Origin of the sequence: Mangrovibacter yixingensis, assembly GCF_020523985.1 — a bacterium.
GTDB classification, from domain to species: domain Bacteria; phylum Pseudomonadota; class Gammaproteobacteria; order Enterobacterales; family Enterobacteriaceae; genus Mangrovibacter; species Mangrovibacter yixingensis.
The window spans coordinates 396,956-420,659 of the sequence record NZ_JAIVKM010000002.1; the positions used below are offsets into that span (position 1 = coordinate 396,956).

Below are 23,704 nucleotides of genomic sequence, written 5' to 3' on the forward strand. Positions count from 1 at the left end.
AAAAGGGGAGCCTCAGATTGATGAAAAAGAAGGAAAAAGCGTGGTTTTTCCTTCTTTTTAGTTAGCAGACGAAAATCAATGGATTGATTTTCCTGGTTTTTTCTTGGGTGACATCCTCTCGTTCTGTGCAGACATGAGGTTTGTCATCAGACTCGAGCCTGTTATTCTTTTGCGTAACTGACTTACTTCAGGCCTTTTACCAGTGCCTTGCGCTGGTCTTCCAGGGAAATAACACGGGAACAAACATCTTTGCCAAACTGTTTGAAATCAGCCTGTTGGTTATTCCACTCTTGCTGAATGGCATTTTGCATCCCACCAAGGTTACCCAGAATCCCTTGTAAACCGCCTTTGCTGTTTCCGCCAGTGAGCGCTTTAGCCCCCATCTCATTGATGCTGTCTTGCAGAATGCCGCCCATGGCCTGGTTAACCAGTTGCTGGCCATCTGCCCGCACCTGATCAATGGCTTTGTAGTGAAAAGCCAGGCCATCACTACGGTGTTCTATAATGCGGTTCATCTGTGCTTTCAACTGTGCATCAAGCTTTTCCAACCGCCCGTGCATGCTGCTGCTTTCTCCCACTTGCTCGGTGATGATTTTGTCCAGTGCCGCGCGGCCTTTTTCAACCCGTGCCCTGGCGCCGTTATCAATCCACGGCAGGTCGTTACGCAGTGCCTGTTGGTAATTTACAGCCTGTTGTTGCTGGCTGGCAGAAAGCGATTGCGCTTTACCATTAAACTGAACTGCGCCCTGAGGTGAAATAACCAGGTCGCCATGTTGCCCAACTACCTGCACTTGTTGAGGGTTGATAACCACATCATCTTTGGGGCTGACACTGCACTGGTAATCAGCTTTCGCCGCCGTGCTGACAGCCAGTAACGCAGCCAGCGCAAGGGATAACTTCTGCATTTGCTACTCCATAAAGAAAAAACGGGCCGGTAAAAACCGACCCGTTGAACATCCTGCGCTTAATCCCACCAAACGTCGAACAAGTCGCTGGTGCGAATTTCAGACAACTGGCGTGCTTCCAGCCAGTTTTTTACCAGCGCCTGATGTTCTTCGGTACATTTGCCAATCTGCTGCATGCAAATCAGCCCTTCCCAGGCAAGGTAACCACTACCATCAAAGGCCAGGCCATTTGGCTCAATCACTTCATTAATTAAGTCATCAACGGTTTTATCAATCTGTTCTTCCGGGGTACCTTCCGGGAAACGCCATGCCACCGAAAAACCTACTTCCTGAAACTCCTCGATATGCATTTTTTTGCGTAAACGACGGCTGCGGTTTGTTGCCATTACTTGTTCCTCTCGAACATTAAGTCCCATACACCGTGGCCAAGACGCTGGCCGCGTTGTTCAAATTTGGTGACCGGACGGGATTGCGGGCGTGGTACGTAATCGCCGTTCTCCGACAAGTTTTGATAACCGTCCACCGATGACATTACTTCGAGCATATGTTCTGCATAAGGTTCCCAGTCTGTCGCCATATGGAAAACACCGCCCAATTTTAGTTTGCCTTTTACCTTTTCAGCAAACGGCACCTGAACAATTCGGCGCTTATTATGGCGCGCTTTATGCCAGGGATCCGGGAAGAAAAGTTGCACCATGGTCAGGCTATTTTCCGGGATCATCATATCCAGCACTTCAATGGCATCATGGCACATTACGCGCAGATTAGTCAGGCCAGCTTCATGAGCTGAACTCAGACACGCCCCAACGCCCGGAGCATGCACCTCAATTCCCAGAAAATTCTGGTGTGGATTAGCTGCGGCCATCGCGACCAGTGATGCCCCCATCCCAAAACCAATTTCCAGAGTAACAGGCGCTTCCCGCCCAAACAGCGCAGCAAAATCGATGGGCTGACCATCAAATTCAACGCCCATCACCGGCCAGTAGTGGTCCAGCGCATGTTGTTGCCCTTTTGTCAGGCGGCCCTGGCGGCGGACAAAACTACGAATGCGGCGTAGTGCGCGACCATTCTCATCAAATTCCGGTGAAATCACGTCGTTAATCATGGGTAGAAACTCTGCTTGAGTTATTAATGTTCAGGAAACGGGCATTATCCAAAGTTACTCCGCCGATGCAAGCACCGGATACCAGCTGTTTACAGCGGGCCTGTGCTGTGCTGGAATCTGACACCTAATTTGACAGAGTCGGATACTGTGCGTAAATGATACAAGCGCTTCAATTCTCTCGCCAGGTGCTCGACTGGTATGAAAAGTATGGCCGAAAAACCTTACCCTGGCAGCAAGCAAAAACGCCGTATAAAGTGTGGCTGTCTGAGGTGATGTTACAACAAACCCAGGTGGCAACGGTTATCCCTTATTTCCAGCGTTTTATGGAAAAGTACCCGGACATCCGTGACCTGGCGGCTGCACCACTGGATGAAGTGCTGCACTTATGGACTGGCCTTGGCTATTACGCCCGCGCCCGTAACTTACATAAAGCCGCACAAACCGTTGTGCAGCAGCATGGCGGTAAATTCCCTGAACGTTTCGATGATGTTGCCGCTCTACCTGGTGTGGGGCGCTCTACCGCTGGTGCAGTGCTGTCTCTTGCCTGTGGCCAGCACTACCCTATTCTGGATGGCAATGTAAAACGGGTGCTGGCGCGGTGTTATGCCGTTGACGGCTGGCCGGGCAAAAAAGAGGTCGAAAAACGCTTATGGAGCCTGAGCGAACAAGTCACGCCAGAAAATGGTGTCAGCCAGTTCAACCAGGCCATGATGGATTTGGGAGCCATGGTTTGTACTCGTTCACGGCCCAAATGTGAGATTTGCCCCCTCAGCAAGGGTTGCCTTGCGAAACAGTCTGGCAACTGGTCCAGCTTTCCGGGGAAAAAACCGAAGCAAACACTCCCTGAACGCACAAGCTGGTTTGCGCTGATACAACATGGTGACGACGTTTACCTCAGCCAGCGCCCGCCAGTTGGTTTGTGGGGTGGGCTTTATTGTTTCCCACAATTTGAAACGCAAAACGCCTTGCATCAGTGGCTGGAAGAAAAACAAATTCCAGCAGATAATTGCCAACAACTTACGGCTTTTCGCCATACATTCAGCCATTTCCATCTGGATATTGTGCCAGTATTAGTCCGGGCAGAAACATGGCCTCTTCGCATGGAGGAAGATACCGGTCTCTGGTATAACTTACCGCAGCCACCTGCTGTCGGTTTAGCGGCGCCGGTAGAGCGCCTGTTGCAGCAATTGCGTGCAGGGTCGGTTGTTTAAGGCCCGCCAAATAATGAGGATGAGACATGAGCAGAACGATTTTTTGTACTTACCTGCAGCGTGATGCTGAAGGCCAGGATTTCCAGCTGTACCCCGGTGAGCTGGGTAAACGTATCTATAATGAAATTTCTAAAGAAGCCTGGGCGCTGTGGCAAGCCAAACAGACCATGTTGATCAATGAAAAGAAACTCAACATGATGAACCAGGAACACCGTAAATTACTGGAACAGGAAATGGTGAACTTCCTGTTTGAAGGTAAAGATGTACACATTGAAGGTTTTACACCCGAAGAAAAACAATAAGGGCTTGTGCCCTTCGATGGATAAAACTGCACACATCAATGAAGAAGAGACTTATTGCGCTGGCCCTTGTTGCACCACTTTTGGTGTCCTGCTCCAGTAAAAAGGATTCGGCGTATCACGAAGAGTGGGTAAAAGACACCAACGGTTTCGATATTTTAATGGGGCAGTTTGCCAATAATATTGAGAACCTGTGGGGTTATAACGAGGTATTGATTGCCGGGCCGAAAGACTATGTTAAGTATACGGACCAATATCAGACCCGTAGCCACATCAACTTTGATGACGGGACAATTACCGTAGAAACCATCTCCGGTACAGACCCGGCGGCTCACTTGCGCCGGGCGATTGTCACAACCCTGTTGATGGGTGACAACCCAGGCTCGATTGATCTCTACTCTGACAGCGATGATATTGCACTGTCCAAACAACCTTTCTTATATGGGCAGGTAGTCGATAACCGTGGACAGCCCATCCGCTGGAAATGGCGTGCGGAAGAGTTTGCTGACTACCTGCTGCAAACCCGCCTGCAAAGCCGTAGCAATGGGCTGCACATCATCTACAGTGTGACCATTAACCTGGTGGCAAACCACCTTGATAAGCGTGCGCATAAATATCTTGGCATGGTGCGCAGCGCATCGCATAAATACGGGGTGGATGAATCGCTGATTCTGGCAATCATGCAAACAGAATCCAGTTTTAACCCTTATGCGGTGAGTAATGCCGATGCACTGGGGTTAATGCAGGTGGTGCAGCACAGTGCGGGGAAAGATGTGTTCCGTTCCCAAGGGCGCAGTGGCATTCCCAGCAGAAACTATCTCTTCGACCCAAGAAACAATATTGATACCGGCACAGCCTACCTGGCGATGCTGAACAATGTTTACCTTGCTGGCATTGATAACCCAACATCGCGGCGTTATGCCGTTATTACCGCGTATAACGGCGGTGCAGGCAGTGTGCTGCGTGTTTTCTCCAGTGACAAAGACCAGGCGGTTTCGATTATCAACAGCCTGTCGCCTGATGATGTTTATGAAACACTAACCACCCGGCACCCGTCTTCAGAATCTCGCCGCTATTTATATAAAGTAAATACGGCGCAAAGAGGCTACCGGCGGGTACATTAAGTTTTAAACCCGCACCAAACAAGCGATACAAAAAAGGGAAAAGCACGCTTTTCCCTTTTTTTAGTTAGCAACCGAAAGTCAATAAATTGATTTTACTGGTTTTTTATTGAGTTGCATCCTCTTGCTCTGTGCGCAGATGAGGTTTGTCATCAGGCCGGATGAGTATTAATCACATAGCCATACAGGCGTTTAATGCCATCCGGGTCTGTCTCGCTGTAAACCCCCTGGAGTTCCGGCGAAAACCCCGGTAACAGGTTGACACCTTCTTCCAGCGCCAGGAAGTAACGCAATGCAGCACCACCCCAGATTTCACCAGGTACAACACACAGCACACCTGGTGGGTACGGTAATGCACCTTCAGCAGCAATACGCCCCTGAGCTTCACTCAGGCGCACCAGTTCCACGTCACCACGAATAAATGCACTGTTGGCATCCTGTGGGTTCATTACCACTTCAGGGAAGCAGTCTCTACGGAACATCGCTTTTTGCAGGTCTTTCACATCAAAGCTGACATAAAGATCGTGCATTTCCTGGCAGAGTTGGCGCAGTGTATAGCCTTTGTAGCGCACCGGGTATTTCTGGTAGATGGTAGGTAACACATCTGCCAGCGGTGTATTGTCTTCAATATGGTGTTCAAACTGAGCAAGCATAGCCACCAGTTGAGCCAGCTTCTCCGGGCTTTCGGCCGGTGTGAGCAGGAACAGAATCGAATTGAGATCTGATTTTTCCGGCACAATGCCATTTTCGCGCAAATAGTGCGCCAGGATCGCAGCAGGGACACCGAACTCACTGTATTTCCCTGTTGCTGCATTAATTCCTGGCGTGGTCAGCAATAATTTGCACGGGTCCACCAGGTATTCATCTTTGGCGTACCCTTCAAAACCGTGCCAGTTTGCTCCTGGCTCAAAGCTGAAGAAGCGCCGGTCATGGGCAATGGTGTCTGTGGGGTAATCCTGCCACTGGCGTCCATCGATTTCTGGTGGAATAAACGGGCGGATCATTTTGCACTGCGCAAGGATCTGTTTGCGCGCTTCAATCCCCATATCCACACACTCAGCCCATAAGCGGCGGCCACTTTCCCCTTCATGAATTTTGGCATTCACATCCAGTGCCGCAAACAGCGGGTAAAACGGGCTGGTTGATGCATGCAACATAAATGCATTGTTCAGGCGTTTATGCGGGCAGAAACGCGACTGGCCACGGATATGATCGTCTTTTTTATGGATTTGCGAGGTTTGAGAAAACCCGGCCTGTTGTTTGTGGACAGACTGCGTGACAAAAATACCCGGGTCTTCCGGTTTGAGTTCCAGCCGCAATGGCGAGCAATCTGCCATCATCGGCAGGAACTGCTCATAGCCAACCCAGGCTGAGTCAAACAGAATGTAATCACACAGGTGGCCGATAGTGTCTACTACATGGCGGGCGTTATATACCGTGCCATCGTAAGTACCTAACTGGATAATCGCCAGGCGGAATGGGCGCGGCGAGTCTGCGCGTTCTGGGGCCACTTCACGAATAGATTCACGCAGGTACGCTTCGTTAAAGCAGTGAGCATCCACCCCGCCAATAAACCCAAACGGGTTACGTGCCGCCTCCAGGTAAACCGGGGTCGCCCCTGCCTGAATTAACGCACCATGGTGGTTGGATTTATGGTTATTGCGGTCAAACAGCACCAGGTCTCCCCTGGTCAGCAGCGCATTTGTTACCACTTTATTTGCCGCAGAAGTTCCATTCAGGACAAAGTAGGTTTTATCTGCGTGGAACACTTTAGCGGCGAATTTCTGCGCATCTTTCGCCGAGCCTTCATGGATAAGCAAGTCACCCAATTTGACATCGGCATTGCACATATCCGCACGAAAAACGTTTTCGCCGAAGAAATCATAAAACTGGCGCCCAGCCGGATGCTTACGGAAAAACGCACCATGCTGATGCCCCGGACAAGCAAACGTGCTGTTGCCCATTTCAACGTACTGGCTCAGCGTGTCGAAAAACGGGGGTAACAGATTTTCTTCATAGCGGCATGCAGCCGCTTCAAGCTCAAGAAAATCTTGTGCTTTTCCCGTAATCACACCTTCAGTACCCGGAAGCGGTGCAACCAGTTCAGGGCTGAAAAGGAACACCGGTAAATTAAACCCGGTACGTTTAAGCAAAGTCAGAATACCGCTACGGCTGTCGGCAACCGAAACCACCACAACGGCCACATCAGTAAAATCAGTGTTATCCAGTGTCACAACTTCACGGTGCGTGGACAAACAGGCGACAACATCATGGCTTGCGGCAATTTTCAACGCTTTCATAAGCACAAATCCCCAGGGGTCAAGGATGAGTGAGTGCCAGAGGCACAACAAAAGGGAGTGTTCTCCCGGCGAAAATGATAAGGGGCCTGAACTGATAACCAGCTGCGACCACCAGACATCAGTAAAACCAGGGCCTGCCTGAGTTTACTGATGCTCCGGTGCGAGCCTGCACTGCCCTCACCGCATGGTGAAAGTTTGAATGTCTTGAATAGATAAATAGCGGACATAACGAGAACACGCCATTAAGCAATGGCTGTGATGTGCCAGAAATGTCGATGAGAATCCGAACATTGCAGCGACCTCGTTAAGGTAGTCGTGGAAAAAATCCGCGCAATTCTGGCACCTTTCTGGCAGGGGTGCAAGCGGTTGCCTGTAACAGAATGCACACAAATCAGGCAAACACACCATAGGGCATAACAAACTATTTGACGACAGCAGGCCTTTACGGTTTAATGCGCCCCGTTGCCCGGATAGCTCAGTCGGTAGAGCAGGGGATTGAAAATCCCCGTGTCCTTGGTTCGATTCCGAGTCCGGGCACCACTTATTCAGAGAACCCAGCCTATGGCTGGGTTTTTGCTTTTCTGAGACAGGACTCTCCATCGAACTCCGTTCGATTATTCGCCGTAAACGGCTCACCCCTTCGGGGCCAGCGCGACAAGCGCACTGTTCAACGCCTAAAGGCGTTAGTCCGAGTCCGGGCACCACTTATTCAGAGAACCCAGCCTATGGCTGGTTTTTTGCTTTTCTGAAGCCGGACTCTCCATCGAACTCCGTTTGTGACAAAAACGTAGTATCTGCGTAATCCTTTTTTAAATAACAACTTCTTTGATTACCAATAGTTATTGGCTGGTGCTAAGCCAATAAATCATATTCACCAACACCACCAGCCACAATAAAACCAGTGAGACGATTGCCCGGTAAAATAGCCTTGTGGCACCCTGCCAACGTTGGGCTATATTCCGCGTTACACCAGTACGTTTTCCCCATATGCACGCCATCCCAGCGTCAAATGACACAAGATTTTCATCACGTTCAATTAACTGAAATAGCCGCTCATCAAGCCACAACCGCCAACAGTAATAGTGGGTGGTAATAAACAGCACCAACGAAACCAAGCTTCCCCATGAAGCCGAATGCAGAAATCCCACCACTAGTGGCGGCAACGTCAATGCGGCAAAATAACGCCATGAAGACAAATGAATGCGCATAATTCGGTGAGTTAGCATGATGTCCGGCATGGTGTTTCCCTGAGTTGAGTTTCCCTGAATTGCTCCAGTAACGCGGTATGTGCCGGGGTAAAAACCACTTGTGGGCGCTGGCACTTAATCAAATTAATAGCCTGCTCCACTGAAGACACATGAGCTTTTGTGAGCAACCAGGCAGCAACAACTGTTGCGCTGCGCGATAACCCTAATGCACAGCACACCAGCACATTGCCATGTGCCTGGCGCAACTGTTCAAGGCAGATCACTGCATGGTGCAGAGCGGGTTCTTCTGGTGCGACCAAGTCCATCAAAGGATAAGACAGCCAGTGTTGTGGCTGCCTGCAGCACTTGTGAAATTCAGCAGTAAGGTCTAACACAGCGGTCTGCGAAACCTCCCTGCCCCTGGCAGGGAAACCACCCAATACCACCCCATCGCAAACCACATTACTGTGAGCAAGATGGCGGGAAAACCAGGCCTTAGAAAGTGCGGCTCCCATTAAGTAAGGCCACAACACGAGGCGAGCAGGCAACGACAGCGCTCCTGAACTGCTCTTCTGGAATATCGCCGTACCCAGCCCGGCATACCCCAGCGCGACCACCAACAACGCCAGTGCCGGCCATAACAAAAAATACCCGTAAGGGATAACGGCTCCCGCCAGAGCAAACAATATGCTGGCAGCACAATATTTCGCTGCCAGGCGCAACGCCTGCTTACTCGGGCGCTGCCAGCACCAACGGCCTGAAACCGGCACCAGGTAGCTAACCACCACACCCACTATCAGCCCACTAATAACATCAATAAAATGATGCTGCCAGGTTGTAAGAACGGATACGCCAATTAACAGAAACCACCCGGCGCATACAAAGCGCATTGAACCGTGCAGGTGTTCCCGGAACCGTAGCCACAACAGCCAGGCAAGGATGATATGCAGCGAAGGCGCCTGGTTATAAGGCAAATCGAACTGCTCCAGTTGGTGAAACAACCAACCAAAAGCCCCCTCAACATCCGGGCGAATAAAAGTAAATTTCAGCGGGAATAGCAGGAAACCAGTGCAAGCAACCAAAGAAGCGGCAACCAGGCGCCAGGCGTGACGTGTCTGTTCTTGCCGCGCTGTGCAGATAAACAGAGAAAGGCCGTATAACAGATCTATGCTCCAGTAAGGCACAATAGTCCAGGGCAAGAAAGGGATAGAGCGCTCCCAGCTAAACACCATGCTCCCCACACTAGCACGGCTCGCGGTGAACTGATTCACCTGCCCGTAAGTCAGGAAAAAGAGTGGAGCCAGTAACAACAACCAGCAGACCCCACGCCGGTACAGCATAGCGCGGTTCACCGCCAGGGCAGGCTCATTCATGGTGTTTTCTCACCGCCATCGATACTGTGAAAATACCAAATTCATCAATCAGTTGATGGCACTTTTCAAAACCTGCTTGTGCAACCAGTGAGTCCATTTCACCCTGGCTGCGCACACGCATCATCCATGGAATACCATTGCGGTGGCTGGTTAAGGTATACGCGATAGTTTTTAGTTGTGGGTGCCAGGGCTGGCCGGTATAAATCAATATTCCGCCGGGAGGAATGGCGGCTGCCAGGCCAGCTAAAGATGTGCTGACAGCGCTGTTGTCCTGGAATAATTCATAAAGCCCGGAAACAATCCCCAGGGTTGGAGAAGGAGCAAGCGCCGCCAGTGAACCGTAGTCAAATGCATCGCCGGTTGTGAACTGTGCCAGTTGGCCCAAACCACGCGCTTCTATCATGGCACGGCCTTTCTCCACATTCAGCTCACTGTAATCGCGCAGTAAAATGCTTTCGATACCCGACTGTTTTTCCAGTGCATCCAGCACATAGCGGCCATGCCCGGCGGCAATATCAACCACCCGAACCGGCTGCCCAATGCCGTGCAACCTGGCAACGGCCAGAGCAATCATCTGTTGCAGATGCTCCTTGCGCACACGAATGCCCTGCCAGCCAATACTGTTAAGATACTGGCGGTCGATGATACGACCCAGAATGCCATTACCTTCAGGCTCATTGCGGTAGACATAATCCAGAGTGCTACCGGAATCAAAACCCGTTTCATAGCCAAGACGCATCCCCTTGGACTGGCGGCCAAGTGTTTTCATGCCCAGGCTCAATGCCGCATACCCGGCACCTTCCAGTGAAAAGCGTTTAGGTGGTGCCTGCAATGCCCGATATGCATCTGCGCTGGGGCTCCAGCAATCTTCACGGCTGTAATCAAACTGGCTGGGTTGCTGAGAATACAGTTCACCAATGAAACGACGCATATGCCCGAACGCCCGCGCACGCTCTTTTTCCCCCAACGTATCGTGATAAAAACCAGGCATGATGTGCTGCTCTTTTACCGCACTACGCAGTCCAGCATAAAACTGCAGTTGCGGTTTTTGATGCACCACATAGTCATTCCCTGAGATCAGTAATTGGGTGGGAACAGTAATGGCAGCGGAATCAGCAACAATACGTTCCGCTGTTTGGTAGAGATCCAGAAGAATGTTAACGGCAATCTGGCGGGTTATAAGCTTATCCTGCTCAAAACTGGCAATACGCTCTTCATCGTGGCTCAGGAACTTCCCTTTGACATACGAGTTCACATAGAACAAGCCACGGATACGCTGTAACAGCCCCAGGCCAGCCCGGGCAAAAGGCACATACAATTTAACTTTAAACGCGGGTGAAGCCAGCACCATACCGCGAATTTTGGGGGCATAGTCATGAACCCAACTGGCAACCAGAACGGCCCCAACACTCTGGGCAACCACCACAATTTGCTCAATGCCTACCTGTGCATCTTGTGCCACAAAGCGCACGAACTCATCTACATCCCGCACTGAACGTGCAAGGCTTGGGCTATACCCACGCTCTCCTGGCGATTTTCCGTGCCCGCGGGCATCCCAGGCATAAAAGTGGGTATCCGGCATCATTAGCTCATCAACAATATGTTGTAAGCGGCCGGAATGCTCATGCCCGCGATGAAACATCACTACCACTTTATGGCTGTTTGCCTCGGGTGCAGGCCAGTGGCGGAAGAACAATTCAGTACCATCGCTGGTTGAAAACTCACGCTCATTAAAGTGGCGGGTATCCTTACTCATGTAGTTTCCTTGTTGCGAGTTGTTGTAATGCAATAAAGCGGTTTAATAAATCCTGCTTGAAGCGATTTTTATCCGCGTCAGAGTGAAGTGGGTTATCTACGTAGATATCAATAAAAAAGGGGACCGGAATTTTTTGGCCTTTCCCCATGGAGCGATCAAGCCCGTGCAAATACACCGGTGTAATAAGTACATCCGGGCACTGCTGGCTTAAATGCCAAATTCCCGACTTAATGGATGAAAATTTACCCGGTTCACCGCGTGTGCCTTCCGGGAAAATAATCACAATTTTGTTGTTTGCCAGCGCATCCGCACAGGCCTGCAAAGGGTTCGCCTGGTGAGCCCCCCGGTGTACCGGAATAATGCCAATCACCTTTAAGGCGAACCAACTTATCAGCTTATTTTTGAGAAAATAATCTGCGGCGGCAACCGGTTGAACATTAACCAGTGTTGAAAGAGGAAACAGGGTAAATAAAGTTAAAATATCCAGGTGGCTATTATGGTTGGCGACAATAATAGCCGGGCCGTTAACCGGGAGTTTCTTACGGCCTGCAACAGACACTCCCAGCCATACCCAGACAACCGGGTAAGCAATACACAATGTAAAAATCCAGCGTAACAGGCGATTCATACGCGCCCTCTACACATAGAAATAGTAATAGAAATGGAAAAACAGCGGCGCGGTATAAATCAGCGAATCAAGCCGGTCGAGAATTCCGCCGTGTCCGGGTAATAATTTCCCTGAGTCTTTAACACCGAAATCCCGTTTAATGGCCGACATCACCACATCACCACAAAAACCACTTAGCCCAATAATAAGCCCGGCAGCAAGGGAGTACCCCACGTTCATTGGCGTCAAAACTGGCCCCAAAATAACCGCCAGCAACATGGTTGTAAAAACCCCGCCCAACAACCCGGCAAGCGTTTTATTTGGGCTGACCTTCGGGGTGACTTTTATTTTACCCAGCGATTTACCCCATAAGTATTGGGCAATATCATTCAGTTCGGTCAGGGCGACGAGAAAAATCACTAACAACGCTCCCGCCTTTGTTTCTGAACCAGGCAGAGTTAGTAAATAAGCAATATGGCTTAACGCAAATACAGTGGTCATCATGCCCCAGTGCATTACACTGGCTGAATGCAGAAAACCTTTAGTATCTCCGACAACAACCATTCTGGCAGGCAAAAATAAAAAAACATAAACCGGAATAAAGATAATAAACATGCCGTACCATGACATCCCTGTCCAGAGGTACTGAACTGGAATAGCGGCATACATCCACAACAATGGAATACTGTCGGAGCGCCGTGTAGGAGAAAGTGTCAGGTACTCTTTAAGAGCCAGAAAACTAATAAAACCGAAGAAAGTCAGTGCCAGCCATTTTGGTGACAGCATCGCCAGAGAGAATAAAACGATAATCACCCACCAACTGGTCACTCTCTGTTGTAACTCCAGCCAGTTCTTCTGTGGGCGTAAGAGTTTTAGCCCAAGGGTAATCAGCGTTGCCAAAATTAAAATGCCGAATATGCTCCCAAGGCAAAGATAAAGAAGGTGAGTTGAATCAGGCATGCGGCACCTCCATCGCACTACGGCTGCGGTTAATACAAGTCCAAACCAGAAGCACTGCCGCCAGAATAAGTGCGTAATTCACCCACTGAATATATTCAGGCCAGATAGCCACCCCCAACCCAATAGCACCGAAGAAAAATGCACGGTCACTTTTCCCCAATGGCCCACGATAATTACGCACGCCTGTTAAAACCTGTGCCAGTACCCCGCAAAACTCCGTCAACCATGACAGCAACACCACCAGCACAACGACAACTGGCGATACACCGGCAAGAAAAGCAAATGCCAGATACAGCCCGGCATCTGACACAATATCGCCCACTTCATTCAATACCGCCCCCATAACCGATTGCTGGTTAAATTCTCGGGCCAACATGCCGTCGATGGCATTAAGAGCCATACGGAAGAATAAAAAGACAGGAAGTAAGGCAAATAAAGATGTGTACGGCAAACAAATCAGAAGCCCCCCAAGCAACAGTGACGACACCATAGCCAAAAGTGTAACCTGGTTGGCAGTAACACCCCGGGAATAAAGCCTGGCAACAAATGGCCTTAACAATTTTTGGAACTGCGGTTTTATGTCATACAACGTCACGTTGTGGCTCCTGCCATTTATTCAAAATAATGTATTCACTTGCGAACAAAACCTGCAAATATGTGCCCGGTACCCGCTGATAAAATGAGGGGAAAAACAAAAAATAAACTAGCCAGATAACAGATTTCTCTGGCCGAATACACTTATCGTACAAGCAATGAGCACCAATAATAAACATATTTGATGTAATTACATACTGTTATTGCCTGAACTAACGCCAAATATGGAAATAGAACAGCAAATTTATTGGCACAGATTACACTTAGCAGGGGCAATACTGCCGGGAGTTATCCGTGACAACACCACACCCACATGGCCAACACCAGCATCCACCAGCGGTAAGCAAGCACGACAGAATCAATCATGCTTTGGCTCGTGCTTTGCCTTTTCTCGCCTGTGTTCACGCAATTTTTTCATTAATGGTGTTATTGCGTTCCAGCTTAATGGCTTATAACGACAATGATATCCTGACGAATCGCGAACTGATCCCCATTATTGACCAGTTGATGTGGGTCATTCTGGCGGGTGCAGTCGTGTTACTGCTGCTTTCACGCCGTTATATGCTGCATGCTCAGCATTTTAGATTGTGCTGCCAGGTCGTATTACTGCTACTCAGCGCTGTCTGGTCGTTCAGTATTTTTGTGTTTATTGCTTTATGGCGGCTGCCCTTCGCTTTCCCTGTCAGTGTCACCTTGCTGCTGAGTAATGTGATTGCACTCTATTTTCAGCTCAGCTTCCTGTTGTGTTTTGTTGTGCCGTTATGGTTGGTGTCCTTTAGTGCCAGCTTGTATCTAAACCACGGGGTAAACGCGCGTATAGCGCTGATTTGGGGTGGTTGTACTCTAATTTTTATCTACAGCCGCTGGTTGTTGGTGCGCTGGTTCAATGAAGCCTGGCTGCGCTATGACGAAAATTTGTTATTAATTTCCCGGCTGGACACACTGGCACACCAGGATGGGTTAACTCAGACAGCAAACAGACGGGCTCTGGAAGTCCACCTGCAACACGCTGTTGCACAACAAATTCCATTCAGCATCATCATTCTTGATGTCGATTACTTCAAACGTTACAACGATAATTATGGCCACCAGGCGGGCGATAAATGCCTGGCAAATGTTGCAGATGCTTTAAAAAGTGCAGTGCGCACGTCAGAGGACCTGGTTGCCCGTTATGGTGGCGAAGAGTTTGTCATTATGCTGCCCCATGCCAGCAAACAGGACACTGAACGTGTTGCGCAACGTATCCAACAATGCCTGGCAGAAAAAGCATTGCCCCACGAAAAATCAGAAGTGAGTGTCTGGGTAACAGTGAGTATGGGGCTGGCAAATTCAGAGAACGGGAAGAGTGCCCATGAGATTATTGCTACGGCTGATGCCGCACTTTACCGTGCAAAACAGTCTGGGCGTAACCGCTGGGAGTATTGAATCCAGGGAGAAATCTGGGTGGCTGCATATTTTTGCCGCCACCCAAACGGGGTTACATAATAGAGAACGGATACTCAACAAACACGCGGATTTCATTACCACCAATGTTGTAATCCGCCGCATCGGAAGAGACGCGCAGTACGGAATAGCGCAGTTTCAGTTTCAAGTCTTTGGCGATGCCATTCGGCACTTTGTACTGCAGCTGGTTAAAGAACTCATGTTCATGGCCGTTGCTGCTGGCAGAGGTTTTAATGTTATCACCACGAACATAAGCCACATCGTAGCTCAGACCGGGTACACCCAACCCGCCAAGGTCAACGGAGTAAGCCACTTGCCAGGAGCGCTCGTCCTCGCCATTGAAATCAGACCAGTAAGAGTTAGCCAGCCAAATCGTATTACCGCCGTCGCCGATACCGCCATTTTTACCAGGCAAACTAACGGAAAGTATTATCAATTAATGTGATGGTTAGCAGGCTGTATGCCAAATGGTAAGAAAAGCAGTAGTTTTGTACAAAAAGCAGGCCAAAGTGACTATTTTTCATTTTTCACTGTGGATTGGACCAGGTGCAACAGCAGCGGCTTTGCCTGTTCCAGAGCGTGAATACCCCCTTTCAGCCAAATGCCTTTACCGTGCCAGGCAAGGCGTGCAGCATGGTCAAACTGGTCGTAATCAACCGGGTAAACCAGTGCCGGACGCTCTGCTTTCAGGCAGTGCCACATAATGCCTGCGCCGCCATGGTGAATCACGGCATCGTACTCAGCAATCCAGCGATCATAATCAACCCAGGGCAGGCAATACAGGTTGCTTTGGTGCGCCACACTGGCAGTATCCGGGTTACCCAGGGTTAAGTGGAAAACCCAGTCCGGCAGAGTTTGCGCCAGTTTTGCCACCGCCCGGGTCACCTCAGCTTTATGCCAGTCCAAGTGTGTGCCCAGTGTCACCAGAACATGGCGCTTACCAGTCTCGAATGGTGGCTGCGGTACTATTACTGGCGGTGTGTATAACGCCGGGCCGATAAAATGAACAGCGGCAGGCCAGGTACGAGGAAATTCAAAGTTCTCTTCACTTAAGGCCAGAATACAGTGAGCTGAATAAGCGCTTTCGGAACCATCTTCACGGTATAACCGATGAATACCGGTGGGGCGAATAGTTTCGCGAAATAACCAGAATATAAACCGTTTGAACCCCCGCACTTTTTTGCGATGAAGGAATTGCACCACCCGCGCAACCCCATTGCGCGGAGGCAGCAACCCACCACAATACCCCGGCACACCATCGGCGGTTTCGAGTGCACAAGGTGATGGCAGGCTGGTCCACCAGGGAACCGAAAACTGGCGGCAAACCTCACCCACCACAGGTAATGTGAAATCACTGATAACTAAATCAGGCGTACCTTCATCGCGCCAGTATTGCGCCAACGCATGGGAAAAGTTAACCAGTAACCCCACAACTTCCCGAAACTGGCGGTATAACCGAACCGGATGGGTTTTCACCGCATACTGTGGGTTTGCCACAGCGCATAACGCATCATCGTATTCACCTTCAATTGCAACGCCAGTCAGCCCGGCAGCATGAATACGTGGCAGCGCTTTTTGGGTGCTGAGAATACGCACCTGGTAGTGTTCAGCCAGAGCCCTGCCCATAGCCAGCACCGGGTGTAGGTGCCCGGCAAACGGCGGCGCCAGTAGATCGATGCGGGATGTCCCTGGGGGAATCAAGGCCAGTAAACGTTGCATGTACTACTCCTGGCAATCAGTGGAGCGATAAAATTACGGCATAATGGTACCAGTTCCGGGTGCGATAAATACCCCATATGCCCCGAGTGAATATAGGCATCAACATCACGCAACCACAGGCGGGAAATGAGATCCTGGCTTCCCTGAACCAGAAAATGGCGGCAGCCCGGCCGTTGGTGCGCAACAGGGCCCCAGGCAAAAACGCTCACTCGCTCAAGCAATGCCGGGGGCAACGCCAGTTGGTTGAATAACGCCAGCCCACAGCTGCCAGCCAACAATACCGTGTGTTCAGCAGATTCCAGCAGCGCCAGTGCAACGGGTTGATAACGACGGGTAAACTCTGGTTTTCTGGCATTTAAATACTCACGGGCATTATTCAGGCTGGCTCGCAGCAATCCGCAGGGCTGCCAACCTGCCCGGCTGTTTTCCCAGGGAAAATTGGCAGAAACAGGCAACGCCCCCGGTGGCGTGACTTGCTCCAGAAAGGCCTGTTGCTCCGGGCTGAGAGCCTGGTTGCCAGGCATACTGCGCCCGGTAATAAAAGCGACCTGTAATAAGGGAATGCTCATTGCGCAATAAACCGTTCATTGCTGTAGATGCGGTAACGCCGGGAGCGCCAGGTAATAGTGCGGTTAACCAGGGCATGCAGCAGATGTAGCGGCTGCAATAGTTCAGAAAGCAGCGAATACAATGGGCGCGAGGGAATAACCGGTAGCACGGCTCGTTGAATATTACGTAACACTAAATGGCGGGCAACCAGTACGGCAACAAAAATGCCCGCATTCACCATACTGCCAAATGCCAGCACCAGCATGGCCCAAAGCAAGAGTGGGTGTAAGCCCTGAAGCAAACCTATCGCCAGCCGTGTCACCCCATTTTTCTCACGCATAAGTAAAATAGCGAACACAAACCACCGGTGCATTTGCCGCCAGTAGTGATGTGCGTTGCTCAGGCTGGTCTGCACCTGGACTGTGGCAGTGGATTGTACCAGGGTAACTTGCTGTGCTGCCAGGTGGCTGGCCAGTGCCAGGTCATCCGTCAGTTGGTGTTGTATGGGTTGAAAGCCCCCCGCCCGCGCCAGTGTTGTACGTGCCAGCACATAACACATGCCATTGATGGATAAAGGCCGGGCAACGGGGAGAAGCGGTAAATAAGTCAGTGCGGAATTATCATTCACAAACTGCGCTAACAGGCGCGATGGTGTATCTGCACCTGCCTGGTACCAGGGCAGCGCAGTAACCAGTGTGTTATCCCCCATTTCGCCAAGCATTCTGGCAAGCGAAGGTGCACTGAGTATGGCATCGTCATCCAGCACCAACAGAGCTTCGGCCTGAACCATTTCATAACCCAGCGCCAGTTTATACGCTTTGGGGTTAACGCCTTCAGGTGCTGGTGGGCAGCAGTGAATATGAATGGCAGCATGGGGATAACGCTGTTGCAGGCGCCGGGCCACATACCCAGCTTCCTGGTCGTCGTTATCAATCAGCCACAGAAATTGTGCGCCGTTAAGTTGGCACAGGTTGGCAGCCAGCACACTTTCCAGAGCGGGGTCACCACTCAGCACCGGCTGCATAACCACCACATTACTGAACGAAGCGGGTAAATCACATGGCGTGTCATGCGCTGCCAGTACTACCCGGGCAGGAAGGTACTTCACCAGCAAAATAAACAGCCATAGCGTAGCCAGTATTAGCATGTAATATTCCCTTTCGCATGGTGTAAAAAACTGTCGAAACTGTGAGTAAAAGGTATGGACGGTTCGCCAAAATCAGCCCGCATTGCATCCACATTCAGGGTTGCACTGTAGCCAAACACGGCCACTCCAAAACGGGTGACAGGCGGAATTCCCGGCAGGCGCGCAATACGCCACATGCATTCAAGAGCACGGGCAAGCCACATTGCCCGGCGTAATGGGACCGTTGCATCTGGAACAGGAAGGTTTAGTTGCATCAACAAACGGTGCAGGGCATCACGCGTAAGAACCGGATGCCCGGCAGACAGGTTATAGCAAGGGCGAAGTTTTGGAGCCATTGCCGCCCGCAACAGGTAATCACACAGCACATCCACATGCATCAATTCCGCCTGTGCAGGTTCCCCTTCATCTGCCAGCCAGCACAACCGCTTTTTACGCGCCGCGGCCAACAGTGGCGGGAACAGGAGATTATCTCCCTCACCAAATACCGCACAAGGACGCAGTACCGTTTTCTCCCCCGGGTAACCGGCAACACACATTTCCGCCTGATATTTTGTGCGCCCGTACTCACTGGTAAATTCGGGGCCAACTGGCTGGCTTTCCAGTAAATTGTGCTGATGAGCAAAGCGGTAATATACCGCCGCAGTGGAGATAAAAATCAGGCGTGGTAAACCGCGCTGCAGGCAAAACGAAACCACCTGTTGTGTGGACTGGACATTATCGTGCCAGTACTCTTTTTGGGTACCCCATGGAGACGCTCTGCCAGCCGCATGAATAACCACATCAGGTGCAAAGTCCAGTTGGCTCAGCCTGTCCAGGGGGATAGCAGCATATTGTACACCTGTGGGTAAATCCTGCCGGGAACGGCGGCCAACGCCATACAACACACAGCCGCTGTTTGCGGCAAAGCGCTGCAAAAAACGCCCGCCAATAAACCCGGATGCGCCAGTAACAAGAATATTCACCCATTCACTCCCTGTATTACGGATTGCAACGCCCGCCACTGGCGCACAATGCGCCGCCGTTTTGTTCCCGCAGTAAGCACCGGTTCACCACAAACCAGAGACCAGACCAAATTCTGGCTTACAACCCCCTGGCGCTGAAAAAAGCAGTTAAGTGCGTCCTGACACAGCTGCAATTCAGCTAAAGCCCCCTCTGCGACCAGAGTCAGAGCGTTGTGGTCGGTCTGGCGTAACTGGTAATCTGCAGCCAGTGGCAAAGACTGAGCGATAACCCGGCTGCAGGCATCAGCAAACACTGTTACCGGACGTTCTCCCAAGCCCGGCAGCAGCAATTGATCATCATGGCGGCCTTCAATGCGGGCAATGGCTCGGGTTGCGCTGCCACAAGGGCAGGCTTCCTCCTGTGCCACCAGAACGTCATCCAGCCGGTATCGCACAATTGGCTGCGTCGAACGGGTAAAATCAGTAATTACTGGAACAAAACGGTGCGCATCCAGCCACTGTGGTTCCACATGCAAAAATTCTTCATTCAAGTGTAATGTGCCATGTGAGCAGGTGGCGGCCAGAAAACCTTCCGTTGCCTGGTAAATTTCCCCCACATCACCAAACACACGAACCAACAGCGCTTTATCATGTGCATCCAGCACTTCGGCTACTGAAATCACTTTTTTAACCTTTAATGACAATGCGCCACTCAGCACCCTTTCTGCCAGCGAGCACAATACCTGGGCTGGTGCCACAATGATGGTTGGCGAGAAATCAGTAAGGCTCGGTAACTGTTCCTGGAGCGGCATCAACAAATCAAAATATGCCAGTGTGAGCCAGCGGTTATTAACGCTCTGGTATAAGTGATTGTCTGCCCGCAGGAACAGTGCCACCCGTTCGCCAGCAAACAGGCCATCTGGCAACATTTTTGCCAGCACAGCTCCCGCCCAGGTGCTTTGTTCTTGCGGGCTGACCACGAACACGCCGCGCTGGCCAGATGTACCAGAAGACAACCCTACGCTAAAGCGCCCTACTTTTGGTGTGAAGTCACGGCTTTGTTCGCTTTGTAAAGCACAGGCCAGGAGTTCATCCCGGTTGAGCCCGGCCGTATTCATTTGGTCGAAATGGGCCATCATTTGTGCTTTATCCATTTGCGGCCACTTTTTGAAGGGCTGGTGAAGATATGGCCTGAACCATGGGCTGTGGCGCAAAGTATAGCGGCTAAAATGAGCCAGCCGCTTTGCCTGCCAGGTTTCCAGCGCTTCGCGGTGAGTAAAGCGTAGCCGCCTGGTACGCACGTAGTGCCACAGTAATGCCACCAGATTCATAAGTCTCCCTCATGGCACAGGCGAATAGTAACCTGCCCGCATTGCGACAACGTATGCAGCCTTTGTAGTGTCTGGTAGAACTGTTGTGGGTTGCCCATGACCAGATGCGCCAGCCGCGCAGGACCACGAAGCTCACGGTAACTGGTGGCAGACCAGGCGGCATCACTGGCTAACAACACCCAGCTATCGTCGGTCTTCACAAACGCCCCAATATGTCCGGGAGCATGACCAGGCAGTGGTACCAGAAAGATCTGCCCTTCACTGCCTGGCAATACGTACCCTTGGGTAAATGGACTCAGTTCACCGGGTAGTTCAACCAGTCGAAATGCTTCAATAAACTGCAGGGAAGATTCAAATTCAGGCGGGATCAGCGCCGGAATAAAAGCCTGGCGCAATGCCCGAAAACCACGTAACGCACGGACCTGCTGCCACCCTTCACCACTACAAATAGAGGTTACTCCCGGGAAATCACGCAGGCCGGCAACATGGTCTGCATGAAAATGCGACAAAATGATGCCGGTAAGATCCCTGGCATTCAGGCCACAAGCTTGTAGCTGGCTAACCAGCGCCTGGTGTGAAGAAAAATGCACCGGGGTCATATGGCGGTATATACGGAACACACCCTGGCGGGTGGCACTGCCAAACCAGTCTGAATAACCGGTATCCCATAACCAGCGTTTGTCTCCCACTTCCAGCAGCCAGGCGCGAGCCGGAAATTTGCACACTTTCACCCCTGCGCCTTTCAGCGCCATACAACCAATGTGGGTGCAATACCCTACTTCAAATTCCGTTATTGTTGCCATGAGCCAGCCACCACTCTCCTGTACGGGCAATACCTGCATCCATTGAGAACCGGGGTTGGTAACCCAGAATACGTTGTGCTTTTTCGTTACAGAGTGTCATATCAAAGCTGGCAGTGCCTGCACTGTAACGGGTCAGAGCCGGTTCTTGATTCCGCCATGTACCAGCTATCTCCATGCCACTGGCGACGAGAGATACCAACGGCCAGAGCACTGATTTGATGCGGTAATTTAAGCCCAGCTGCTGATTCAGCAAGGCATACAGCATGTCGGCAAGGGTTGAAGGTTGCTGGTTAGTGATATTAAAACATTCACCAGACTGGGCCAGAGAAGCACTGGTCGCCAGCCACATGGCATGAACCACGTTTTCAACATACGTGAGATCAAGCAAAGCACGACCACCGCGTGGCAAATGTAACACGCCCCTTCGCTGGTGCAACTGGCGTAACACCCTGGGCACAATGACATTATCGTGTGGGCCAAATAGCCCTCGCGGGCGCAGAATAACAAACGTTGTTGCCGGATTTTGAGGTACTGCCTGAGCTACCACCTGCTCAGCCAGGTATTTCGTTCGGGCGTAGTGGCAGGCAAAACGCTGGGCGAGGTATGTTTCTGGTAATGCATGATGGTGTTGAAAATCAAAATAAATTGCTGGTGTTGAGATATGAACAAACCGTGGAATACTCAGGTGGGTGGCGGTATTTACCAGCTTTTGCGTTACCGTAACGTTAGCCTGAAAGAAGTCTTCCACCTTACCCCACGGGGATGATTTTGCCGCACAATGCCAGACAGCATCGCAACCGGCCATTAAGGCTTTAATCGCAGATTCATCAGCCAGCGTAAGGTCCATAGCGACAAAACGCGCCCCGGTCTGTGCAAGTTGCTGGCCGGCAACCGGGTTACGGCCTGTCGCAACCACATCCATGCCTGCCGCCAGCAGAAAATCGACAGCATTGCGCCCCAGCCCACTGGTTGCGCCTGTGACCAGTACTCTCATGGCAGTAACACCATGCCTGCAAAGGTGAGACCGGCGGCGGTGCCCATCAACATCAGCGGTTGCCCAGGGATACAACGCCCGGAAGTCATCGCTTTATGCAACGCTGTGGGAATGGATGCCGACACCTGATTACCATAATCGCGGTAAATATCCACCAGCACAGTTTCCGGAACATTCAGGCGCTTACGCATATGTTCCAGCGCCAGATGGCTTGCCTGATGGGGCACCAGCGTAGCGATATCAGCCAGCGTCATTCCGCTTCTGGCAAGCAGACGGGCAAAATACCCTTCAATCAATGAGGCGGCCTGGCGAAACAGTGCCTTGCCTTGCATATGAAATAAGAAATCGGTGTCTTCCATGCCAGAGCGCGGGTTACGGCGGGTTCCCCCGGCCCGGATTTCACATAACGTACTGCCTGCCGGGTAGGTTTCAGACAGGCTGGCGATAATACCGCTGCGCCCGTCGCCTTTCTCAACAATGGCGCAAGCCGCACCATCGCCAAAAATCAACGAAGCTTCTTCGTGGGACCAGTCGATACCACGCGAGGCAAGGTCAGATGAAACAATAGCAATACACCGGTAAGCGCCGGTATTCAGTAAGCCTGCGGCGACATCGAGTGCAGCAATAAAGCTGACACAACTACTATTGACATCGAACCCGGCCACACCGGCAGGCAGGCGGGCGGCTTTCATAATATGGACGGCGGTACAAGGTAGTGCCTGAACAGCGATAGCTGAGGCACATATCACCAGGTCTACTGACTCAGCGGGCAGAGCAGCATGTGCCAGAGCATCATGCAGTGCCCTGGCACCCAATTCTGCCTGGCTTTCCTGTGCTCCAGCGTGATAACGCCGGGCGATGCCTGCACGCTTCTCCACATAGCCAGGCTTTTTCCCCAGGCGGTTATCCAGTTCGCGTGAAGTCACACAGTTTTCAGGTAATGCCACCCCGGTGGCAATAATTTTGAGCGCCGCTCTGGGTGCAGTAAAAGATACATTTTCCATTAAACCAACCATTATTCGCCAGCCAGTAGCTGGTGTCAGACAGTTACTGACAATAAACCTGGCAAACAGTGCCTTCGTTCGCCGTGCGATAACTGACAAAATCCACTTTGCCATGTGGTTACACTATAAATAATTCCGGCAAAGATATGCAAAGCAAGAACCAGGGGGATCTTTCCCCGGCACAGCACAAAAAAATGCCACAACAAGGCTGACTATTACTATTTATATTTACAATGAATTGTTAGCCATTCTCATAAGAATATTAAATAACTCAAGGAAAATTTCCTAAATACTCACAACTCATGGCAAATACCCCCTTAGTTAATTGACAAATAAATCATGCATATCTATTTTT

The 23,704-nt window shown here is 51.0% G+C and carries 22 protein-coding genes, 1 tRNA gene and 1 pseudogene; 5 read left to right on the forward strand and 19 right to left on the reverse strand.

From position 1 onward, the window contains the following. Positions 1–182 precede the first annotated feature (182 nt). Genes LC084_RS12510 through trmB form a run of 3 tightly spaced genes read right to left on the reverse strand, consistent with a single transcriptional unit; the run spans position 183 to position 2,010 of the window. Positions 183–905, reverse strand: coding sequence for a DUF2884 family protein (locus LC084_RS12510; protein WP_226571539.1), 723 nt, complete (start codon positions 903–905; stop codon positions 183–185). A 59-nt stretch (positions 906–964) separates the two neighbouring features. After that, positions 965–1,291, reverse strand: coding sequence for a YggL family protein (locus tag LC084_RS12515; protein ID WP_226571540.1), 327 nt, complete (start codon positions 1,289–1,291; stop codon positions 965–967). After that, the gene (trmB, locus tag LC084_RS12520) at positions 1,291–2,010 is read right to left on the reverse strand and encodes a tRNA (guanosine(46)-N7)-methyltransferase TrmB (protein WP_226571541.1); all 720 of its coding nucleotides are present in this window, start codon (positions 2,008–2,010) and stop codon (positions 1,291–1,293) included. Before trmB ends, LC084_RS12515 begins: the two co-directional genes overlap by 1 nt. A 158-nt stretch (positions 2,011–2,168) precedes the next feature. Between trmB and mutY the strand changes: the two genes are divergently transcribed. The 3 genes from mutY to mltC are packed head-to-tail and all read left to right on the forward strand — an operon-like array spanning position 2,169 to position 4,644. Further along, positions 2,169–3,221, forward strand: a complete 1,053-nt coding sequence (gene mutY / locus LC084_RS12525) for an A/G-specific adenine glycosylase (protein ID WP_226571794.1) — start codon at positions 2,169–2,171, stop codon at positions 3,219–3,221. A 26-nt stretch (positions 3,222–3,247) separates the two neighbouring features. Beyond that, on the forward strand, positions 3,248–3,523 hold the full coding sequence (locus LC084_RS12530; RefSeq protein ID WP_226571542.1) for an oxidative damage protection protein: 276 nt from the start codon (positions 3,248–3,250) through the stop codon (positions 3,521–3,523). A 38-nt stretch (positions 3,524–3,561) separates the two neighbouring features. Next, entirely contained in the window at positions 3,562–4,644 is a 1,083-nt protein-coding gene (gene mltC, locus LC084_RS12535; RefSeq protein ID WP_226571543.1) for a membrane-bound lytic murein transglycosylase MltC, read from the forward strand. A gap of 149 nt (positions 4,645–4,793) precedes the next feature. Here mltC and LC084_RS12540 read toward each other — a convergent pair whose 3' ends face one another. Continuing rightward, positions 4,794–6,941, reverse strand: a complete 2,148-nt coding sequence (locus LC084_RS12540; RefSeq protein ID WP_226571544.1) for an ornithine decarboxylase — start codon at positions 6,939–6,941, stop codon at positions 4,794–4,796. Between the two features lie 464 nt (positions 6,942–7,405). Here LC084_RS12540 and LC084_RS12545 point away from each other — a divergent pair. Continuing rightward, positions 7,406–7,481 (forward strand) — tRNA-Phe (locus tag LC084_RS12545). 299 nt (positions 7,482–7,780) lie between these two features. Here the strand turns inward: LC084_RS12545 and LC084_RS12550 are convergent. Genes LC084_RS12550 through LC084_RS12575 form a run of 6 tightly spaced genes read right to left on the reverse strand, consistent with a single transcriptional unit; the run spans position 7,781 to position 13,419 of the window. Continuing rightward, the gene (locus tag LC084_RS12550) at positions 7,781–8,179 is read right to left on the reverse strand and encodes a hypothetical protein (RefSeq protein ID WP_226571545.1); all 399 of its coding nucleotides are present in this window, start codon (positions 8,177–8,179) and stop codon (positions 7,781–7,783) included. Further along, complete coding sequence (locus tag LC084_RS12555; protein WP_226571546.1) at positions 8,161–9,501, reverse strand: phosphatase PAP2/dual specificity phosphatase family protein; 1,341 nt, start codon at positions 9,499–9,501, stop codon at positions 8,161–8,163. The genes LC084_RS12550 and LC084_RS12555 overlap by 19 nt, the downstream gene beginning before the upstream one ends. Next, complete coding sequence (locus LC084_RS12560) at positions 9,494–11,257, reverse strand: bifunctional alpha/beta hydrolase/class I SAM-dependent methyltransferase (RefSeq protein WP_226571547.1); 1,764 nt, start codon at positions 11,255–11,257, stop codon at positions 9,494–9,496. Before LC084_RS12560 ends, LC084_RS12555 begins: the two co-directional genes overlap by 8 nt. Beyond that, positions 11,250–11,885 carry a lysophospholipid acyltransferase family protein gene (locus LC084_RS12565; protein ID WP_226571548.1) on the reverse strand — a complete coding sequence of 212 codons (636 nt, stop codon included), beginning with the start codon at positions 11,883–11,885 and terminating at the stop codon, positions 11,250–11,252. Before LC084_RS12565 ends, LC084_RS12560 begins: the two co-directional genes overlap by 8 nt. Positions 11,886–11,894: 9 nt before the next feature. Continuing rightward, positions 11,895–12,824 (reverse strand): phosphatidate cytidylyltransferase, encoded by a 930-nt coding sequence (locus tag LC084_RS12570; protein WP_226571549.1) that lies wholly within the window; start codon positions 12,822–12,824, stop codon positions 11,895–11,897. Next, positions 12,817–13,419, reverse strand: a complete 603-nt coding sequence (locus LC084_RS12575; RefSeq protein ID WP_226571550.1) for a CDP-alcohol phosphatidyltransferase family protein — start codon at positions 13,417–13,419, stop codon at positions 12,817–12,819. Before LC084_RS12575 ends, LC084_RS12570 begins: the two co-directional genes overlap by 8 nt. A gap of 293 nt (positions 13,420–13,712) precedes the next feature. Between LC084_RS12575 and LC084_RS12580 the strand changes: the two genes are divergently transcribed. Next, positions 13,713–14,843 carry a GGDEF domain-containing protein gene (locus LC084_RS12580; protein ID WP_226571551.1) on the forward strand — a complete coding sequence of 377 codons (1,131 nt, stop codon included), beginning with the start codon at positions 13,713–13,715 and terminating at the stop codon, positions 14,841–14,843. Positions 14,844–14,895: 52 nt separating this feature from the next. Here LC084_RS12580 and LC084_RS12585 read toward each other — a convergent pair. The 9 genes and pseudogenes from LC084_RS12585 to LC084_RS12625 form a co-directional block, all read right to left on the reverse strand. Then, positions 14,896–15,261, reverse strand: a pseudogene (locus tag LC084_RS12585) (OprD family outer membrane porin); the annotation flags it as partial. A 113-nt stretch (positions 15,262–15,374) separates the two neighbouring features. After that, complete coding sequence (locus LC084_RS12590) at positions 15,375–16,580, reverse strand: glycosyltransferase (protein ID WP_226571552.1); 1,206 nt, start codon at positions 16,578–16,580, stop codon at positions 15,375–15,377. Continuing rightward, a complete protein-coding gene (locus tag LC084_RS12595) occupies positions 16,559–17,149 on the reverse strand; it encodes a hypothetical protein (RefSeq protein WP_226571553.1) in 591 nt (196 codons plus the stop codon). Before LC084_RS12595 ends, LC084_RS12590 begins: the two co-directional genes overlap by 22 nt. Continuing rightward, positions 17,146–18,276, reverse strand: a complete 1,131-nt coding sequence (locus LC084_RS12600; protein WP_226571554.1) for a glycosyltransferase family 2 protein — start codon at positions 18,274–18,276, stop codon at positions 17,146–17,148. The genes LC084_RS12595 and LC084_RS12600 overlap by 4 nt, the downstream gene beginning before the upstream one ends. Beyond that, positions 18,270–19,238 (reverse strand): NAD-dependent epimerase/dehydratase family protein, encoded by a 969-nt coding sequence (locus tag LC084_RS12605; RefSeq protein WP_226571555.1) that lies wholly within the window; start codon positions 19,236–19,238, stop codon positions 18,270–18,272. Before LC084_RS12605 ends, LC084_RS12600 begins: the two co-directional genes overlap by 7 nt. Continuing rightward, complete coding sequence (locus LC084_RS12610; protein WP_226571556.1) at positions 19,235–20,548, reverse strand: F390 synthetase-related protein; 1,314 nt, start codon at positions 20,546–20,548, stop codon at positions 19,235–19,237. Before LC084_RS12610 ends, LC084_RS12605 begins: the two co-directional genes overlap by 4 nt. Further along, complete coding sequence (locus tag LC084_RS12615; RefSeq protein ID WP_226571557.1) at positions 20,545–21,351, reverse strand: MBL fold metallo-hydrolase; 807 nt, start codon at positions 21,349–21,351, stop codon at positions 20,545–20,547. Before LC084_RS12615 ends, LC084_RS12610 begins: the two co-directional genes overlap by 4 nt. Continuing rightward, positions 21,329–22,345: an NAD-dependent epimerase/dehydratase family protein gene (locus LC084_RS12620; RefSeq protein ID WP_226571558.1), complete on the reverse strand. Its 1,017-nt coding sequence runs from the start codon at positions 22,343–22,345 to the stop codon at positions 21,329–21,331. The genes LC084_RS12615 and LC084_RS12620 overlap by 23 nt, the downstream gene beginning before the upstream one ends. Next, a complete protein-coding gene (locus LC084_RS12625) occupies positions 22,342–23,349 on the reverse strand; it encodes a 3-oxoacyl-[acyl-carrier-protein] synthase III C-terminal domain-containing protein (protein WP_226571795.1) in 1,008 nt (335 codons plus the stop codon). The genes LC084_RS12620 and LC084_RS12625 overlap by 4 nt, the downstream gene beginning before the upstream one ends. Positions 23,350–23,704 lie beyond the last annotated feature (355 nt).

Coding starts and splice junctions, on each gene's coding strand:
- LC084_RS12510 (WP_226571539.1), bottom strand. CDS start 905: ATGCAGAAGTTATCCCTTGCGCTGGCTGCGTTACTGGCTGTCAGCACG.
- LC084_RS12515 (WP_226571540.1), bottom strand. CDS start 1,291: ATGGCAACAAACCGCAGCCGTCGTTTACGCAAAAAAATGCATATCGAG.
- trmB (WP_226571541.1), bottom strand. CDS start 2,010: ATGATTAACGACGTGATTTCACCGGAATTTGATGAGAATGGTCGCGCA.
- LC084_RS12530 (WP_226571542.1), top strand. CDS start 3,248: ATGAGCAGAACGATTTTTTGTACTTACCTGCAGCGTGATGCTGAAGGC.
- mltC (WP_226571543.1), top strand. CDS start 3,562: ATGAAGAAGAGACTTATTGCGCTGGCCCTTGTTGCACCACTTTTGGTG.
- LC084_RS12540 (WP_226571544.1), bottom strand. CDS start 6,941: ATGAAAGCGTTGAAAATTGCCGCAAGCCATGATGTTGTCGCCTGTTTG.
- LC084_RS12550 (WP_226571545.1), bottom strand. CDS start 8,179: ATGCCGGACATCATGCTAACTCACCGAATTATGCGCATTCATTTGTCT.
- LC084_RS12555 (WP_226571546.1), bottom strand. CDS start 9,501: ATGAATGAGCCTGCCCTGGCGGTGAACCGCGCTATGCTGTACCGGCGT.
- LC084_RS12560 (WP_226571547.1), bottom strand. CDS start 11,257: ATGAGTAAGGATACCCGCCACTTTAATGAGCGTGAGTTTTCAACCAGC.
- LC084_RS12565 (WP_226571548.1), bottom strand. CDS start 11,885: ATGAATCGCCTGTTACGCTGGATTTTTACATTGTGTATTGCTTACCCG.
- LC084_RS12570 (WP_226571549.1), bottom strand. CDS start 12,824: ATGCCTGATTCAACTCACCTTCTTTATCTTTGCCTTGGGAGCATATTC.
- LC084_RS12590 (WP_226571552.1), bottom strand. CDS start 16,580: ATGCAACGTTTACTGGCCTTGATTCCCCCAGGGACATCCCGCATCGAT.
- LC084_RS12595 (WP_226571553.1), bottom strand. CDS start 17,149: ATGAGCATTCCCTTATTACAGGTCGCTTTTATTACCGGGCGCAGTATG.
- LC084_RS12600 (WP_226571554.1), bottom strand. CDS start 18,276: ATGCTAATACTGGCTACGCTATGGCTGTTTATTTTGCTGGTGAAGTAC.
- LC084_RS12610 (WP_226571556.1), bottom strand. CDS start 20,548: ATGAATCTGGTGGCATTACTGTGGCACTACGTGCGTACCAGGCGGCTA.
- LC084_RS12615 (WP_226571557.1), bottom strand. CDS start 21,351: ATGGCAACAATAACGGAATTTGAAGTAGGGTATTGCACCCACATTGGT.
- LC084_RS12620 (WP_226571558.1), bottom strand. CDS start 22,345: ATGAGAGTACTGGTCACAGGCGCAACCAGTGGGCTGGGGCGCAATGCT.
- LC084_RS12625 (WP_226571795.1), bottom strand. CDS start 23,349: ATGGAAAATGTATCTTTTACTGCACCCAGAGCGGCGCTCAAAATTATT.